Here is a 16,747-nt window from a genome sequence, read left to right on the forward strand (position 1 = left end):
ACATTCTTAGTCCAATTCCGATAAAAATAACGCCAGTGCGGACTTTTCGGATTCCGATAACGCAATGCTGGGCATGCGTGACCCCGGTTTGAGCTGTTGGGCGTTGACGACCCAGTTCATCAGATGTTCAGGCGAGTTCGTTAATAATCCAGCTGCAAGCCGGCGTCGTGAGTTCAAGTGAGTCAGATCGGGCGCATGCCGGCCGCTGGCATGGGTTCCCCGAATCGTGTGGCAACCGGCGCAACGATCCATGAACAGTTTGTGCCCCGGATTTTCATCCGTCATCGGAACAAGTGAAGCGGTTTGCCGCTGGGCGTTCTGCCATTTTTTAAAATCGCGAGCGCTTTCCGCAACGATCTCGAAACCCATGTGAGCATGACCGGCGCCGCAAAACTGGACACATTGCCCGGTATATATGCCCGGCACATCGGCCTGGATCCATTGCTGATTTGTGAGTCCCGGGATCATCTGTGTTTTGCCGGCGAGCTTCGGTACCCAGAATGCGTGAATGACGTCGGCGCTTTTCAGCTTGATCAGGACAGGTTGCCCGACCGGAACATGCAGCTCATTGGCAGTGATGAAGCGTTGCGATGGATCATCATGGTCATACTCGATTTTCCACCACCAGTCATATCCCGTAATGGTCAGCGTAATGGTTGGGCTTTGCGTCGGCTTGGCGACGGCGTTCAGCACCATCAGGGAATAAATAACCAGGCCAAACAATATGCAGGTGGAAATTCCCGTTCCGATATATATCCACCCCAGCCCTTCGCCTTCACGGCCGAGTGTGCGCGGGTTCATGGCGGGACGTCTGCGGAGCAAAGCTGCCAGCAGCAATAGGGTGATAATGGAGAATACTAGTACCGATAGCCCAGCGAGCACCCATCCGAGATGCATTGTCGGTCTGGACGCGGGCCCATAACTGTGCAGGAAATAATTTAGCGGTGCGTCCGCTGCATTCGCTGCGGGTGCCAGTATTGCCACTGTGGCGGAGATAACGACCACCCGTGCCGCCAGTTCTGATGCCTGTTTTGAGGCTGCATGAAAATAAAATTTCGACTTGATAATTTTCATTTTCCGGCTAGGCAATTAAAAAATGATTGTTCTCCATGATGGCGATAAGGCTTATCGGAACGCGGTTCGATACTCGGTTTATCCGCATAGGCCCATTTTTTTACAAGATCGGAAGACTTGATGATGCTGCGCGAGTCCAGCCGCGTATCTTTTGGCCTGTTTAAAAGTAACGCGGGGCGACAGCGGTGGTGTAGGTTTCCAGCACTGTCGGGCGGTTGGCGCGCCGTGCATATTCTGTCGAACTCTACCAGCGATCGACGCGAACACCCCGCAGGCGCCATGGCTGATTTCGTCTTGGGGCAACTGGGCTTTCGGCCAAGCCGAGGAGAATGATGGAATGCTACGCTTCCGGCACAATGCTTCTGTTCGCCAGCGTACTTACGATTTCTTCACAATCCCCTGATGCATAATCCTGAATCCGGCAACTGGACGGAAAGGTGAAGCTCACAGGATATGAAAAATCCCTTTTCGGTTGTGGTTATAGTGCTCAGCTGAAAAATGAGCGGCCCGCTGCGGGATTGAGGATAAAACACAACACAGGCGAGCGAGTTTTCTATCTGGACGTGCAGGGCACTTAGGGCGGCGCGGCTTCTCTGCGCTAGCTTCAGGTATTCGCGGGATTAGACTGAATTGAACTTATTACAAGCGGGCAAGTCAGAACGAAAAGAGAAGCGGGGTGGCGAGGCAACCGAATAGGCGAATTTCGAATCGGAAGCAAGAAGAGGCGGCCAGATTTTTTGGTTTTATTCCAGGCTGCGTAAAATTACGGGTATGAGCAGGCAGCGATCGGCGGAATCCGATTTTTAGGCATTAGGTGTTGTATCAGAAAGAAATACGGAAGGAATGACCCCAAGTGAGCCTGAACCATTGTGGCTGCACCTGGGGCTGAGTGAAGGAGGGAAAAATCGACTAGAAGGCAATCTGATATTGCAATACGAACTGCCCTCTGCTGGAAGTTTTAACGATATCGCCGGCTGAGTTGGCGCGGAATATGGGCCTGTTCTGATAATCAAAGGTGACTTTACTGTTATGGCCGTGTAGCAGCCAGTTGACGCCGCCGGCGAAGACGTTCATCTGATCGTGGAGTGCGTCCCAGCCTGCGCTTGTTATCGACGTGTAGACCTGCAGTTGGCCGTTATTTGATCCAAGCAAGTTTTTAGGCAACAGATACCCCGCCTGCGCGTACCACATGTCGCCCGTGCCAAACATTGGGTAAGTATTGCCGGGACCATTTCTACTGACGCCTGGGCCTGATCCGTTAGCCGAATTCTGGCCATTTCCGTTCATGCGAAGATAATTGGGCCCATAGTTCATGTGGAAGTATCCGACGTAAGCGGATATGGCGGTTTCCTTCTCCTTGTCCAACGGTGCATCCAGATAACCGGCAACCGACCAGTGAGTCATGTCATGAAACTGAGGATTAGCCTCAGTGCCTGTCCACATGGCAGCTTTCTGGGTGGCAAAACCGGCTTCAAGATTCAGTATGCTCTTCTTGCCGAGATAGGTACCCTGCATGTAGGGGTTGGTGTTGGGTTCAACGTCCCAGAAATTCCAGTAGAACATCCCGGTGTAATTTTTATGATGACCAACCTGGGCAAAATTGGCCACCGTCGCGTTGATGGCACCGTCATTCGCTATTCCGTCGGTCGTTATCGGAAACGAATCGTTCGCAGCTATCATATAGCGAAATTTGCTGACCTGACCACGAAGGTAGACGCCATATTGCCTGTTGAACGAAGATGTCCGTTCCGTCGTGTATTGAGCAAGAAGCGGAACATCCAGTGTCATGATGGTGCTGACGCTGGGCGCACTGAAGCGGGACAGGCCGTTGAACATGCCAAGCCCGCCCCCTATGGTCATTTGATTTCCCTCAGTCAAACGCAGTTCACCGAAGGCGTCATGAAAGTACGCGGCGATGTGTCGATTACCGTTCTGCTGAGTCAGGAAGTTCTGGTTATTCATCCCGTACTGGGTGTAAAAATATACCCTGTCGGTAAGTTGCCCTTGTACGACGAGACGGGTCCGGCGCAGGCCGATATCCGTTGTATCGTCCACAGGTTGGCCTTGTACTAATGATCCTGGATTATTTTGTTCGTACCGTAATTGAACCTGGTTAAGAAAACCGAATTTGATGTACTGGCTTCCATCCCCGTTCAGATTCCATTTGAAAGGATCTTTATCCTTCCAGTTTGCGAAGCCGAAGCCGCCCTCCGGCTTTTTCACACCTGCTATCGTGGCGCCCGGCCCCATTGGAACGCCCTGACCCACGTTGGGACCGACCTGTACACCGGGAGGTAATGGACCTGTTGCTGCGCTGGGGGTTGGCGTGGCTGGCTTATCTGGAACTCTTTCGAAAGAGCCCATGCGGACGCGGTCGGCTCCCGGTTCGGCATAGATCTGCTTGGTCTTGGTATCCACATAAAGGTCAATGGCCTGGGCATATAGAGAAGCCGGAAACAGGCAGCAGGACAAGAGACTTAGGGGGAAACGAAACTTCATAGATACTCCCGATATCAAAGTTGAACAGCGAAGACTTGAAGATTCAAAAAATGTTCATATCTTACTTGGAAACTATGTCCGCCATGGTAATCGCTCAGTTGATTGTGAGTTTTTTTGGGAATTCTTGCTGAGTCGAAAATAACATCGTACCCATGAAAAAAACGTTACGGGAATGTGAAAAATGCGTGAGGAATGGTAAATAGAACTGAAGAGTTAGTCAAGATATTATGCAAAACCACTATTCATTAGTGGTTATCGTGTCCTGGAAGGTTTAGTGTGTAGCGGGTAAATTTACGGTGATATGATCGCTATCACCGGTTTGCATTAATAGGTCTATGTCATGCTTGGTACGCTTTACAAGCGACCGCATAAGCTCCGGCTTACCGTAAAAAACCCGCATTCAAACCTAGTCTTATACTTTGCCGTAAGCTGCATTATTACCGGATCGCAGGCACGCGGTCTGGAATTGGCGAGCGCAGAACGCGAGGTCGACCATCGAGAGTTAAGACATGATGTACAAACATCTGGCAGGATTTCTTTTTGCGGCACTGTTGTTTTTTAGCTCCGGATGCTCCGTGTTCATGGCGATTGACCAGCCGGACAAGAAGAATGTGGATTTGTTCAGGGTAGGGACGCCCAGAAGCGTGCTTCTTGGCGAATTTGGCGCGCCCGCCGTGTCAGAAACGCGAAGTGGAAGGAAATACGAAATTTTCAAGTTCGTTCAAGGCTATAGCACGGGAGCAAAAGCTGGCAGGGCGCTGGTTCATGGCGCTGCCGATGTAGCGACATTCGGGTTGTGGGAGGTTGTCGGTACCCCCGCGGAAGCGATCTTTAGCGGCGATGAGATGGCATACGAGGTTTCATACGATCAGGACAATAAGATCGATGAAGTCACGACGCTGAAGGAATAAAAATAATGGAAATTTGTTCTGCTGCCGCAGCACGCGGCGGCGTATTGCGCTTTCGCTGTCAGCCAACTTTGCTCTATAACTCGATTGTTGAACATGCAACAAGATGGGAGACGGTGCTCCGAAATTTCCATCGACTAATCATTGCATGGCTTTAGTAGCAATTTCCAACCGGAGTCTTCGCTGCCCTCCGCCTCGCGATGCCTCGTTGCAACGTCTCCCGCCTCGAAGCATGGTATCTCATCCCGTTTTTGCAAGTTGCAAACTTAACCAGGAATTACCCTCCCGCCGCTCCTCCCGCTGAAATATTCGTATCCACGTCTGTGTTCGGGCCAGGAGGCGTATTAGGTCCGTAGAGAACTCTTAGAATTTTTTTAAGCAGGCTTTCCTTCGGCGGCGTAGTCCAGCTTGTGGCTGCCTGCTCTTCACAGGTCTTGCTTGTTGCGCTTGCCTGATCAGGCGCATCCTCCACGGGTGTCGAATTTCCGCTTCCTGGCGGCGAAACGTCCTGACAGGTGGCCTTGCCGTTCTCTTCCCGGGGCGCGGAAGGCTCTCCGTCCGTCTGCGCCTGAAGCGGATTTATCGGAAGGAGAATCATGATGGCAGCAACCAACATATAGCAAACCGCTGCATTTTTTCTTGCGCAAAAAATATGTTTTATGTCAGTTCTCCTTTCGTCAACGTGTCCGATATCCCCTGACCGCAAAATCAACCGCCAGCACCGCCGACAGAGACGTTTTCGTCTATGTCGCGGTTAGGCCCGCGCGGCGACTCAGCCCGATACAGGATACGCACGACCTTGCAGAGAAAACTTTCCTGCTCGGGAGTGGCGTGCTGGCACGAGTCAGATGTCTGTTGCCCGGCTGCTGACCAGCCTGATGAAGAATCTGTTTGGCCCGACGCAGCCTGGGCAGGTGCAGCCTGAGCAGGCGCAGCAGTATTACCTTCGGGAGTGGTAGCCTGGCCTGTTACAGGATCTTTCCAGCCTGAAGCCGGCTGCCCGGTGCTCGAGCCAGCCTGCGCAAGCAAATGGGCTCCACCTTGTGCGACCATATCAGTCTGTGTAGTCTGTGCGTGGGATATTCCGACCGTGCCGAGAATCAGGATTCCGGCAATTATTAAAGACCGGGTTGCGGGGTTTTTCAGAATGAAAGAATGTTTCATAGGTTCCTTTTATTCAGGTCGGGAGAAGACAAAAATGAAATATTACGCCTGTTTATCGAATCTTAACGCAAGTAGACCCAACTGGCAGCCTTACGTTCATAAATTTTGCGCCATAACCGCAATGAACAACCAGCGAATGCGGAGGTTGGATCGGGAGAGGAGCATTCAGGTTCCAACCATTGAATGCTTGATGCATTCCTGCTTCCTGACATGAGCGAAAGATTCAAAGGTAAACAGGAAAAGAAGACGAGAAGGATTGGGTGACGAACAGAGTCGTGCGTTCCGGGTTAGTGCGAAAATCAGATTATCAGCAGGAAATTGGAATGGAAGAGGGTTGGCTGTCCACCATCTCGTGATGGTGGACGCATATAGTATTTAACCGGCTTCGGGCGCTTACGCAATAGACCCGACAAGCCCCGGTTTGCCCACGCGTGCGTTTTTGCGGTTTGCGACAAAGCCTATCAGCCCCAGCCCAACCAGCAGCATGGCATAGGTTTCCGGCTCGGGAACCGCGGCGGCGAAGCCCGGTACATCCGTGAGCACGATGCGCCCGTTAAGATCCTGAATCTCCCGTGCGTCGCCATTTGGGAAAAGCGAACTATACGCATTGATTTCAGCCGCGGACATTTGCAGCGGCTGAGCGAGATCGATCCATTTTACACCCTCGTCGAATTTAGGCGTCGTGAGTGAGCCATCATAGCGGAAGGATTCCAGGTTGGTCGGCAGCAGGGCGTTCAAATCAAAGTGGTTGAAAACATGCGTCTGTGTCGTGGTCTTGGGCAAATCGGAGAAAATGGGTTCAAGCGCGGCATTGGACGCACCTACCTCGATCCACCGGCCGACGACGAGAATGTGCTTGCTTGCGTCTTCAAATACCAGATGCATTTCCATGGGAAATACCTTGCCATTCTCCAGATGCTCTGCGGGTGTATGGAAGTGAAACTGGGCCAGTTGATAGGTATCTCCATCCACTGTCATTGATCCAGCACCAACGGGAACAATGGCTCTGGCGGCGGTTGCGAACTCATTAGGCGAACCATTGTTGATCACGTTTAGCGTAGTGTCGGAGCTCAAGTTAAACTGCATCGGCGATAGCGTCTCGAATTTTGTATTCGCCGCAGTGATATCAATGGGACTTTGCTGGGGAGCCGCATGCGCTGCAGGCAGGCCGTAGAGGAAAAGGGCGGAAACAATCGATGCCAGCGGTAATAACCGAGTCAATGGTGCGTTCATGGTAAGTGTCCTCAAAAGTGTGATGCTTGAAATGAAGGGCATGGGTATGACGTTATGCGATTTAAAAATAACATGCCCGGTGTGAAAAAACAGTCGCCTAAATGTTAAGAATGCGTTAACCCTACTTGCTTAGGTATTAAGCCGCTTGTCATTATCGAAGGGCTTGGTTGCTTGTTTCATATCAGATTCCCTACTTCGGGTTGTGCCAGCAATTATCGGGTGCCATCAACGCATCCGTGGCTTCGGGTCCCCAGCTTCCACGTGCGTAGGGAATGACTGGATGATGTGTCTTCAGGACATCATCGAGCGTTGCCCAGGCGGCCTCTACTGTATCCTCCCGCGTGAACAACGCTCCGTCGCCTCTCATGGCGTCATGCAACAGCCGTTCGTAAGGCAATTCCTGTCCAAAATGTTCTTCGACCAGGCAGAGTTCCCGCTTGTCGCCGATAAATTCTTTTCCCGCACGTTTGACGCGTGCAGCGATAGCGATGGTGGAAACAGGGGAAAGCTGGAAGCGCAGGTAGTTGGCGCCGCAAGTTCGAAGGTCAGGTATCGAGTCGGCAAAAAGCGCCTGCGGCGGGGGTTTTAGCTGGACAAGAACTTCCGTGACTGTTTTGGCGAGAAATTTGCCTGAGCGCAAATACCAGGGGACCCCACCCCAGCGCCAGGAGTCGATAAATAGACGCAAAGCGCAAAATGTTTCAACGTCCGAGTCTTTTGCTACGTCTGCTTCCTCGCGATAACCGGCATATTGACCCCGCACCAGGTCATCCGGACTCAACGGCCGCATTGCGCGGAACACGTTCGCTTTTTCGCCTTGAACCGCGCCGAAGCCCCTGTATGTCGGCGGCTCCATGGCAAGCAGCGCAATGATCTGGAAAATGTGGTTTTGAACCACGTCGCGCAGGCAACCTGCGGATTCGTAAAATCCCCCACGTCCCTCTACGCCAAAATCCTCGGCCAGCGTTATCTGGATACCGGCTATATAGTTCCGGTTCCAGATCGGTTCCAGGAACGAGTTGGCGAAGCGGAAGTAGAGGATATTCATTATCGCCTCCTTCCCCAGGAAATGGTCAATGCGGAAAATGGAGTTTTCCGGAAATGCTCCGCGCGCAGTGCGGTTGAGCTCGCGTGCAGAGGCGAGGTCGCGTCCAAACGGCTTCTCGACGATGACTCTGGCACCATCGGCCAGGCCGGTGGCACCCAGGCTTTTTATAACGGTAGCGAAAAGAGACGGGGGTATGGCGAGGTAATGCGCCGGCCGCTTGGCACTTCCCAGTGCCTGCTTGAGCACTTTGAAAGTTTCCGGATTATTGTAATCGCCGGAAACGTATCGGAACAACGAAAGAAGACTGTCAAGCGCAGGCTGGTCATCGATCTTTCCGGACTGTTTTACAGCTTCCGCTACCCTGCTGCGAAGCTGGGCGATATCCCAAGGCGACGAGGCCACGCCGATGACGGGTACATCCAGGGAGCCTTGCTTTGACATCGCATAAAGTGCCGGAAAAATCTTCTTGTACGCGAGGTCGCCCGTCACGCCGAACAGCACCAGCGCATCGGACGCAGCTTCTCCGTCGTTTGGCTTATTTCCCTCGTCCATCTCAGCTCGTTCCTTTTTTCTCGTCATGTCCACCAAATCGCTTCCGCATCGCCGAGAGCAACCGGTCGGCATAGTCGGCATTGCCGCGGGATTCAAAACGGCTGAAAAGCGCCGCAGCGATCACCGGCACCGGCACACCCTCGTCAACGGCCGCCAGCGTGGTCCAGCGTCCCTCGCCCGAATCCGACACGCGTCCCGAAAATTTGGTGAGATCTGCATCCTCGATCAAGGCCTCCGCTGTCAGATCGAGCAGCCACGATGCCACAACGCTGCCACGACGCCAGACTTCCGCGATTTCCGGAAGATCCAGCTCATACTGGTAGAATTCGGGATTGCGCATCGGCGCCGTTTCGGCGTCTGTATCGTGTGCCGCCTTGCCGGCGTTGGCGCTGTGCAGGATATTCAGGCCTTCGGCGTAGGCCGCCATCAGGCCATATTCAATTCCGTTATGGACCATTTTGACGAAATGACCGGCACCGTACGGTCCACAGTGAAGATAGCCTTGCTCGGCAGTGCTGCCGGTTCTGTTGCGGCCGAAGGTACGCGGCGCTGCCCCGATCCCGGGCGCCAGTGCGGCAAAGATCGGATCGAGATGATCGACAATCCGGTTTTCCCCGCCGATCATAAGGCAGTATCCGCGCTCACGGCCCGCAACGCCCCCGCTTGTTCCCACGTCGACGTAATGAATCCCCTTGGACCGTAGTTCGGCGCCACGCCTGATATCGTCGTGGTAATAGGAATTGCCGCCGTCGATGATAATGTCGTTCGCTTCTACAAGAGGTACCAGTTTTGAAAGAATTGCATCAACCGCGGCTGCAGGCACCATCAACCACACCACGCGCGGCTTGGCCAGACGAGCGATCAAATCTTCCAGCGAGTCCGCTCCGATGGCGCCTTTCTGCTCCAGTTCCTGGACAGCTTCGGTGCGAGGGTCGTAAACCACGCATTCACTTCCGGCTTGTATCAGGCGCGCCGCCATGTTGATACCCATACGTCCTAGTCCGATCATCCCGATTTGCATCTTGATCCTCCTTGCAGTTAAGAATCGAATTCCGTGCACGCTAAGTTGGTTCGAACGTACGGCATATCTTCCGCCTGCGCCTTTCGATTTTCATTATGTCGTCGGCGCTACCTCGTCAGGCTCCAGAAGTAACGTTCTGTGCCATATCCATAGGGGTGCCGGGAATCCGCCGGCTGATGGCTGCGATTGACGCCCAGGAGCAGCAATAGTTGATTGTCGGTGTCGACCTCGACCGTGGAATGAATGCCTTCGGACAGCATGGCCGAACTGCCGGTATGCGCCGCAGCCAGGAATTTCATCAAGGCGATCGCAAGATTGCCTATGATAGCCAAGTAAATGACGAGTTTCGTTTTCGGCGAACCGGAAGCCATATCGTTGCCGCCACCATTTGGGATTGAAGTGCTGAGGAGCAGCGGGAATAGTTGCTTTCCCCACCAAAAGCAGGATTTCAGCAAAACATTTTCGATCCCTCTCTACGCCCGCATCTCCGGGGGAACACGCCTGAACCAAGCAAGCAACTTCCATTTAAGTTCCCCCCCCGGCTGAACCAAGGTGATAAAGTGGCTGGAATCGAATTACTTCATTAATGTCTCAGGCGGGTTCACCATGCGACGCTGCAGCAAGCGCATCACCGACAATTGCCTGCGCCTCCTCCACGATATGATGCAGGTGATCCGTTCCCCGGAAGCTTTCCGCATAAATTTTAAAGATATCTTCGGTACCGGACGGGCGCGCCGCGAACCATCCATTTTCAGCGATAACCTTGATGCCGCCGATAGGCGCATGATTCCCCGGCGCCCGGGTGAGAATATCCTTTATCTTTTCACCGGCTAGGTCCGAGGAGTGGACCTGCTTTGGAGAAAGTTTAGCCAGCAGTCCTTTTTGTTCCCGAGTGGCGGGTGCATCGATGCGTTTAATAACGGAATGGCCGAATTCTTCTTCAAGCTGGCGGTATATCTCACCGGGGTCACGTCCCATGCGCGAGGTGATCTCGGCCGATAGCAACGCTGGAATGATTCCATCCTTGTCCGTCGTCCAGACCGTACCGTCCAGGCGGAGGAAAGATGCGCCCGCGCTTTCCTCACCGCAAAAACCGAGCGAGCCGTCGCACAACCCATTTGCGAACCATTTGAAACCGACCGGAACTTCGTAGAGTTTCCGGCCCAGTTTCGCGGTCACCCTGTCGATAATCTGACTGCTCACCACTGTTTTGCCTATCGCAATGCCGTTACCCCATTTTGGACGATACTGGAGTAAATAATAAACAGCTACCGAAAGATAATGGTCCGCCGGCAGCAGGCCCGCGCTTCGGGTTACGATGCCGTGCCGATCATGGTCAGTATCGCAAGCGAAGGCAATGTCGTAGCGATCCTTCAAATTGATCAGGCCTTGCATGGCGTAGCGGGACGACGGGTCCATGCGAATTTTGCCGTCCCAATCGATTGTCATGAAGCGGAAGGTTGGATCGACAATGTTGTTCACCACCGCGAGATTAAGCCGGTAGTGGTCCGCAATTGCACTCCAGTAGTGAATTCCGGCGCCGCCAAGCGGATCGACTCCCATGCTGATATTCGTGCCGCGTATGACGTCTACATCGATTACGTTGTGAAGATCGTTCACGTAAGTGTTGAGAAAGTCATGCTGGTGCGTCGTAGAGGCGCGCAACGCGCTTTCAAAACGCATTCTTTTTACTTCTGCCAGATTCTTTTCCAGGAACTCATTGGACCGGGATTCGATCCAGCCAGTGATTTCAACGCCCGCCGGCCCACCGTGCGGCGGATTGTACTTAAAGCCGCCACTCTCAGGCGGGTTGTGAGAAGGCGTAATGACAATGCCATCCGCAAATCTGTTCGTCCGTCCCCGGTTATACGTCAGTATGGCGTGGGACACAGCGGGTGTAGGCGTATATTCGCCGTTTTTTGCCAGCATGACTTCAACGCCATTGGCGGCCAGTACCTCAAGTGCGCTGGCATATGCCGGCTCAGAAAGCGCATGCGTGTCGATACCAAGAAATAGTGGACCATCGATGCATTGCCGTTGACGATACAGACAAATCGCCTGGGTGATAGACAGGATGTGCCACTCATTGAAGCTTGCTTCCAGTGAAGACCCGCGATGTCCCGAGGTGCCGAATGCGACCCTTTGTACCGGCACCGTCCAATCGGGAATCAGCGCGTAATAAGCGGTAACAAGCTTGGGTACGTCCACCAGCATTGCCGGTTGGGCAGGTTTTCCCGCCAGCGGACTGATCTTTTCAGTAATTTTTTCAGCGGTCATGTTGCCTCTCTTCACTGTGCCGGTAACCGACGCAAGAGCGTCAACCGGGATTTTAGCGTCCCTTCACGCCCTGCCCGAGCGAGCCGGTAGCGGTTTTGATACCGGAGGTCCAGTCGCATTCGGGTGCCCCGTGCAGCGGTTTCCCACCTGCCGGAAGCGCTTGAGGTCGTCAAGCGTGACGGGCAGCCTGCAGCCTGGTCATAACGAGGACTCGTCGCTTTTACACCAGTCAAATAGAGAGGGCTGTAGAGCAAGGCCGAGGCATGGTCGGCCGAAAGCACGAAGCGGCGGCGATTCAGCCATTCGGGGTCGCATGGATCGTAGCGAAGAAAGCGCTGCCAGAGGCAATATGCTGTTGGTGCCGCGCCCATCGGTGTTCCGGGGTAACCGGAGTTTGACTGCTGCACCGCATCGATCGGCAAGGTGCGAAGCGTATCGATACAAAGCTGGTCTGATTGCGTTTGTTGGGTCATGCATGGTTCCAGTGGAGCAAGCCACTACGCTTGCCTGAAAAAGATTTGCCCCTTTAAACTTTTAGCCTCCCGCTCTTGTGTCCGCCGTTTGCAGAATCGGCCTATCGCTATCTATATGAAAGTATTGTAGTCCGCTGAATTGCAGAGTTATTAAAAAACTTATTATTCCATATACCAACTATCGGGCAAGGTGGGATCGCGTGATGGGGGACGTGCAGCTATTTCATTTTTTGCTGGTTGTAGCGTTGTATCAGTGCATTGGTCGAGCTGTCATGTTTCAGCGGCAACTCGCTGATACTCTCCAATTCCGGCATGATGCGCTTGGCCAACGCCTTGCCCAATTCGACGCCCCATTGGTCAAACGAGTCGATGTTCCAGATCGATCCCTGTGTAAAAACACTATGTTCATAAAGGGCTACCAATGTGCCCAGCGCGTAAGGCGTGAGGCGCTCGATGAGGATGGTGCTGGTTGGACGGTTTCCTTCGAAGCTTCGATGGGGACATAACCAGTCCGGAATCCCCTCCGCTTTCACTTCGTCCGGGGTCTTTCCGAATGCCAGTGCTTCAGTCTGTGCGAACAGGTTGGCCATGAGCAAGTCGTGATGATTACCCAGTGGCTGCAAAGTCTGGCAAAAACCGATGAAGTCACATGGGATCAGGCGGGTACCCTGGTGTATGAGCTGATAAAAAGAGTGCTGACCATTGGTGCCGGGTTCGCCCCAGACAATGGGCGACGTCTGGTAATCGACACGGGCGCCATCGAGCGTAACGCTCTTGCCGTTGCTCTCCATCGTGAGTTGCTGCAGATAAGCCGGAAACCTCTTGAGGTATTGCTCGTACGGCAGTACGGCAATTGTCTGTGCCTGGAAAAAATTGTTGTACCAGATGGCAAGCAACCCCATGAGGGCGGGCAGGTTTTTCTCGATCGGAGCAGTGAGGAAGTGCTGATCCATGGTGTGAAAGCCTGCCAGCATGGCACGGAAATTCTTGGGCCCGATGGCGATCATCGTCGAGAGGCCGACCGCTGAATCCATCGAATAGCGCCCACCTACCCAATCCCAAAAACCGAACATGTTGCCCGTATCGATACCGAATTTGGCCACTTCGTCCGCATTTGTCGAGACAGCGACAAAGTGCCTGGCCACCGCACGGTCGTCTTTTATCTTATCCAGAACCCATTCACGCGCCGAATTGGCGTTTGCGAGCGTTTCTTTCGTGGTAAAGGTCTTCGAGCAGACGATGAATAGCGTTTCTTCCGGATCGATATCCCTTGTGGCTTCCTTGAAATCCGTGCCGTCCACGTTGGATATAAAACGGAAATTCAGGTCGCGCAAACTGTAATAACGCAGCGCTTCATAGGCCATCACCGGACCGAGATCGGAACCGCCTATGCCGACGTTGACAACATTGCAAATTCGCTTGCCGGTATATCCACGCCACCGCCCGGTGCGCAACTTGTCGGAGAAATCGCCCATCCGATCCAGTACCGCCTGCACCTCGGGTACTACGTCAATGCCATTGACACGGATTTGTTCACCCTTCGGTGCGCGTAGGGCAATATGCAACGCGGGACGCTGCTCGGACAAATTGATTGGATCGCCCCTAAACATTGCGTTGATGCGATCACGCAAGTTGCATTCCTCGGCAAGCCGGACAAGCAGCCGGAGCGTTTCGCCGGTTATCCGGTTTTTCGAATAGTCCAGGTAAATTCCGGCGGCTTCGGCCGTAAACCGCTCGCCGCGTGTGGGGTCATCCGCGAAAAGCTGACGCAGATGCAGGGCTTTAACCGACGCATAATGCGCTTCCAGCGCTTTCCACGCGGGACGACCGGTCAGAGTCTGCGCCGCGAATGAGGTCATGGCTGCGGTCCATCAGGTATTTTTTTTCTCTTGGTGAACCGCCACATCCACATGACATAGCCCGACAAGGCATAAAGCAAAAAGAGGCAGAACAGCACAACCGGTGGATGACTTGGAATCAAAACGAAAAAAAACAGCGCCAGCAGCAAAACGGTAACGAATGGCACGGTTTTGCGTAAATTGATTTCCTTGCCGCTGTAATAGGGGATATTACTGACCATTGTGAGGCCCGCGAATAAGGTGATACACCAAGCGAGCCATCGGATATCCGTACCCGCTATGCCAAAGTCTAGCACTACCCAGACCAGCCCTGCAATCAGCGCGGCGGCGGCGGGGCTGGGTAGTCCCTGAAAAAACCGCTTATCGACGACTTCTATGTTGGTATTGAAACGCGCCAGGCGAAGCGCGGCACAGACGCAATATATAAACGCCGCAATCCATCCCAGTTTACCCATGCCTTTCAAGGCCCATTCGTATATGACCAATGCGGGTGCAGCGCCGAATGACACCATGTCGGACAGGCTGTCGTACTCCGCCCCAAATTCACTTTGCGTATGAGTCAACCGGGCTACCCGGCCGTCCAGACCGTCGAGTACCATTGCAATGAAAATGGAGACCGCGGAATGTTCAAAACGGCCGTTCATCGCCTGCACGATGGCATAAAATCCGGCAAACAAGGCCGCGGTGGTAAACAGGTTGGGTAGTAAATAAATGCCGCGACGGCGCAGTTTGGATTTGAGTATGAGGCGTGGATGAGGATCATGCATCATGTGTGCAATCCCATAGGAGACTGATGCATGTTAGGCGCTCATGAATTTGTCGTAAACAGTAGCTGCGAATAGCTGTGCGGGACCCGAAATTGGGAGATTCCCGACATTAAGCGCCCGACTATCCGCATTAACAAGCAATCCGGCAACTTTTCATAAGCTTCCCCCGAATTCGACAGCGATGCGACAGTCGTTTTAACTGGCGGCTTCCGCTTTGCAAGGCCTCGAGCAAAGCGGAAGATGTGAAAACACCGTATTGATTCAGCCGCTGTTCCTTTGTTTCCTAGTTTTTTGCCTGATCAACCAGCTTGTTCTTGTTGATCCAAGGCATCATGCTGCGCAATTTCGCCCCAACCGTTTCGATCTGATGAGCTGATGCAAGGCGACGGCTGGCTTTCAGCATGGGCGCGCCGGCACGATTTTCCAGAATAAATTCACGGGCATATTCACCCGTCTGAATTTCATGCAATACCTTACGCATTTCATCCCGGGTAGCATCGGTAACGATGCGTGGGCCGCGCGAAATGTCTCCGTACTCGGCATTGTTGGAGATGGAGTAGCGCATATTGGCAATGCCGCCTTCGTAGATTAAATCGACGATCAGCTTCACCTCGTGAAGGCATTCGAAATAGGCCATCTCCGGCGCGTATCCTGCTTCAACCAGCGTTTCGAAGCCAGCCTGAATCAAAGCGGTAAGACCTCCGCACAGCACGACCTGCTCGCCGAAGAGATCGGTTTCGGTCTCCTCGCGGAAGTTGGTTTCTATCACTCCCCCGCGCGTGCCCCCGTTGGCTGCGGCATAGGATAGCGCCAGGTCTCGCGCCCTGCCTGACTTGTCCTGATGCACGGCAATGAGTGACGGTACGCCGCCACCCTGGGTGTAGGTCGATCGCACCAGATGGCCCGGACCTTTGGGAGCGATCATGATGACGTCGAGATCTTCTCTTGGCGAGACCTGGCCATAATGAATATTGAAGCCATGAGCAAACGCAAGCGTGGCGCCTTCCTTGAGATTGGGCTCGATTTCCGCTGCATAAACGGCGCCGATCTGCTCATCGGGCAACAGCACCATTACGACATCGGCCTCCTTCACGGCTTCCGCCACTTCTTTTACAGTAAGGCCGGCCTTTTCCGCTTTGCTCCAGGAGGCTCCCCCCTTGCGCAAGCCGACCGTCACCGTCACGCCGGAGTCGCTCAGGTTATTGGCATGGGCGTGGCCCTGCGAGCCGTAGCCCACAATAGTAACCTTCTTGTCCTTGATGAGCGACAAGTCGGCATCTTTATCGTAATAAACGTTCATGGTTTCCTTTCTGCTCAAAAATAGAAATACGTCAGGGCACGGCGATAGCGGAAATATTCCGCTATTTCGCAGAGCGCTGTTACACCTTCAAAATCCGTTCACCACGGCCGATGCCGGAGGCGCCCGTCCGCACCGTCTCCAGGATCGCGCCCTGCTCCATTGCCTCAAGAAATGCGTCAAGTTTGGAACCGGTGCCGGTCAGTTCGATCGTATACGATTTATCAGTCACATCAATGATGCGGCCACGAAAAATATCAGCCATGCGCTTTATCTCATCGCGGTCCTTTCCTACCGCGCGTACTTTCATCAGCATAAGTTCGCGTTCGATATGATCGCCTTCGCTCAGATCCACCACCTTGACCACTTCAATGAGTTTGTTCAGTTGCTTGGTTATCTGCTCGACCACGTCATCCGATCCCACGGTAACGAGCGTCATGCGAGACAGGGTCGGGTCTTCGGTGGCGGCGACAGTCAGCGATTCAATATTGTAGCCACGTGACGAGAACAGGCCGGCTACGCGAGACAGCGCACCCGCTTCGTTTTCCATCAAGAGAGAAATGATATGTCGCATT

General features: G+C 53.5%; 15 protein-coding genes. 1 reads left to right on the forward strand and 14 read right to left on the reverse strand.

Going from position 1 to position 16,747, the window contains the following annotated elements:
* Positions 1-6: 6 nt before the first annotated feature.
* Both KJS40_RS02065 and KJS40_RS02070 read right to left on the reverse strand, forming a co-directional pair.
* On the reverse strand, positions 7-1,074 hold the full coding sequence (locus KJS40_RS02065; RefSeq protein WP_213538885.1) for a c-type cytochrome: 1,068 nt from the start codon (positions 1,072-1,074) through the stop codon (positions 7-9).
* Positions 1,075-1,983: 909 nt separating this feature from the next.
* Positions 1,984-3,573, reverse strand: a complete 1,590-nt coding sequence (locus KJS40_RS02070; RefSeq protein WP_213538886.1) for a hypothetical protein — start codon at positions 3,571-3,573, stop codon at positions 1,984-1,986.
* A gap of 509 nt (positions 3,574-4,082) precedes the next feature.
* On the opposite strand from KJS40_RS02070, the gene KJS40_RS02075 reads away from it, so the two are divergent.
* Positions 4,083-4,484, forward strand: a complete 402-nt coding sequence (locus KJS40_RS02075) for a hypothetical protein (protein ID WP_213538887.1) — start codon at positions 4,083-4,085, stop codon at positions 4,482-4,484.
* A 274-nt stretch (positions 4,485-4,758) separates the two neighbouring features.
* Here the strand turns inward: KJS40_RS02075 and KJS40_RS02080 are convergent, their stop codons facing one another.
* The 12 genes from KJS40_RS02080 to ilvN all read right to left on the reverse strand — a co-directional run bounded on the left by KJS40_RS02080 (position 4,759) and on the right by ilvN (position 16,746).
* The gene (locus tag KJS40_RS02080) at positions 4,759-5,079 is read right to left on the reverse strand and encodes a hypothetical protein (RefSeq protein WP_213538888.1); all 321 of its coding nucleotides are present in this window, start codon (positions 5,077-5,079) and stop codon (positions 4,759-4,761) included.
* A 110-nt stretch (positions 5,080-5,189) separates the two neighbouring features.
* Positions 5,190-5,645, reverse strand: a complete 456-nt coding sequence (locus KJS40_RS02085; protein ID WP_213538889.1) for a hypothetical protein — start codon at positions 5,643-5,645, stop codon at positions 5,190-5,192.
* 393 nt (positions 5,646-6,038) lie between these two features.
* On the reverse strand, positions 6,039-6,878 hold the full coding sequence (locus KJS40_RS02090; protein WP_213538890.1) for a carbonic anhydrase family protein: 840 nt from the start codon (positions 6,876-6,878) through the stop codon (positions 6,039-6,041).
* 190 nt (positions 6,879-7,068) lie between these two features.
* Positions 7,069-8,478 carry a glucose-6-phosphate dehydrogenase gene (gene zwf, locus KJS40_RS02095; protein WP_213538891.1) on the reverse strand — a complete coding sequence of 470 codons (1,410 nt, stop codon included), beginning with the start codon at positions 8,476-8,478 and terminating at the stop codon, positions 7,069-7,071.
* Position 8,479: 1 nt separating this feature from the next.
* On the reverse strand, positions 8,480-9,499 hold the full coding sequence (gene gnd / locus KJS40_RS02100) for a phosphogluconate dehydrogenase (NAD(+)-dependent, decarboxylating) (protein ID WP_213538892.1): 1,020 nt from the start codon (positions 9,497-9,499) through the stop codon (positions 8,480-8,482).
* 107 nt (positions 9,500-9,606) lie between these two features.
* Positions 9,607-9,870, reverse strand: a complete 264-nt coding sequence (locus KJS40_RS02105; protein ID WP_213538893.1) for a cation transporter — start codon at positions 9,868-9,870, stop codon at positions 9,607-9,609.
* A 220-nt stretch (positions 9,871-10,090) separates the two neighbouring features.
* The gene (gene pgm, locus KJS40_RS02110; RefSeq protein ID WP_213538894.1) at positions 10,091-11,776 is read right to left on the reverse strand and encodes a phosphoglucomutase (alpha-D-glucose-1,6-bisphosphate-dependent); all 1,686 of its coding nucleotides are present in this window, start codon (positions 11,774-11,776) and stop codon (positions 10,091-10,093) included.
* Between the two features lie 11 nt (positions 11,777-11,787).
* A complete protein-coding gene (locus tag KJS40_RS02115) occupies positions 11,788-12,249 on the reverse strand; it encodes a hypothetical protein (RefSeq protein ID WP_244859658.1) in 462 nt (153 codons plus the stop codon).
* A 218-nt stretch (positions 12,250-12,467) separates the two neighbouring features.
* A complete protein-coding gene (gene pgi / locus KJS40_RS02120; protein WP_213538895.1) occupies positions 12,468-14,108 on the reverse strand; it encodes a glucose-6-phosphate isomerase in 1,641 nt (546 codons plus the stop codon).
* The gene (gene pssA / locus KJS40_RS02125) at positions 14,105-14,878 is read right to left on the reverse strand and encodes a CDP-diacylglycerol--serine O-phosphatidyltransferase (RefSeq protein WP_231623579.1); all 774 of its coding nucleotides are present in this window, start codon (positions 14,876-14,878) and stop codon (positions 14,105-14,107) included. The genes pgi and pssA overlap by 4 nt, the downstream gene beginning before the upstream one ends.
* Before the next feature lie 280 nt (positions 14,879-15,158).
* Positions 15,159-16,175, reverse strand: coding sequence for a ketol-acid reductoisomerase (ilvC, locus tag KJS40_RS02130; protein WP_090455406.1), 1,017 nt, complete (start codon positions 16,173-16,175; stop codon positions 15,159-15,161).
* 79 nt (positions 16,176-16,254) lie between these two features.
* A complete protein-coding gene (gene ilvN / locus KJS40_RS02135) occupies positions 16,255-16,746 on the reverse strand; it encodes an acetolactate synthase small subunit (protein ID WP_025040498.1) in 492 nt (163 codons plus the stop codon).
* Between the last annotated feature and the right edge of the window lies 1 nt (position 16,747).

This window comes from Nitrosospira sp. NRS527 (assembly GCF_018406445.1).
Taxonomy (GTDB): Bacteria; Pseudomonadota; Gammaproteobacteria; order Burkholderiales; family Nitrosomonadaceae; genus Nitrosospira; species Nitrosospira briensis.

Excerpts from the sequence above, each read along its gene's own strand:
- ilvN (WP_025040498.1), bottom strand. The coding sequence starts at position 16,746 with ATGCGACATATCATTTCTCTCTTGATGGAAAACGAAGCGGGTGCGCTG.
- pgi (WP_213538895.1), bottom strand. The coding sequence starts at position 14,108 with ATGACCTCATTCGCGGCGCAGACTCTGACCGGTCGTCCCGCGTGGAAA.
- ilvC (WP_090455406.1), bottom strand. The coding sequence starts at position 16,175 with ATGAACGTTTATTACGATAAAGATGCCGACTTGTCGCTCATCAAGGAC.
- zwf (WP_213538891.1), bottom strand. The coding sequence starts at position 8,478 with ATGGACGAGGGAAATAAGCCAAACGACGGAGAAGCTGCGTCCGATGCG.
- KJS40_RS02080 (WP_213538888.1), bottom strand. The coding sequence starts at position 5,079 with ATGATTCTCCTTCCGATAAATCCGCTTCAGGCGCAGACGGACGGAGAG.
- pgm (WP_213538894.1), bottom strand. The coding sequence starts at position 11,776 with ATGACCGCTGAAAAAATTACTGAAAAGATCAGTCCGCTGGCGGGAAAA.
- gnd (WP_213538892.1), bottom strand. The coding sequence starts at position 9,499 with ATGCAAATCGGGATGATCGGACTAGGACGTATGGGTATCAACATGGCG.
- KJS40_RS02065 (WP_213538885.1), bottom strand. The coding sequence starts at position 1,074 with ATGAAAATTATCAAGTCGAAATTTTATTTTCATGCAGCCTCAAAACAG.
- KJS40_RS02075 (WP_213538887.1), top strand. The coding sequence starts at position 4,083 with ATGATGTACAAACATCTGGCAGGATTTCTTTTTGCGGCACTGTTGTTT.
- KJS40_RS02085 (WP_213538889.1), bottom strand. The coding sequence starts at position 5,645 with ATGAAACATTCTTTCATTCTGAAAAACCCCGCAACCCGGTCTTTAATA.
- KJS40_RS02115 (WP_244859658.1), bottom strand. The coding sequence starts at position 12,249 with ATGACCCAACAAACGCAATCAGACCAGCTTTGTATCGATACGCTTCGC.
- pssA (WP_231623579.1), bottom strand. The coding sequence starts at position 14,878 with ATGATGCATGATCCTCATCCACGCCTCATACTCAAATCCAAACTGCGC.
- KJS40_RS02105 (WP_213538893.1), bottom strand. The coding sequence starts at position 9,870 with ATGGCTTCCGGTTCGCCGAAAACGAAACTCGTCATTTACTTGGCTATC.
- KJS40_RS02090 (WP_213538890.1), bottom strand. The coding sequence starts at position 6,878 with ATGAACGCACCATTGACTCGGTTATTACCGCTGGCATCGATTGTTTCC.
- KJS40_RS02070 (WP_213538886.1), bottom strand. The coding sequence starts at position 3,573 with ATGAAGTTTCGTTTCCCCCTAAGTCTCTTGTCCTGCTGCCTGTTTCCG.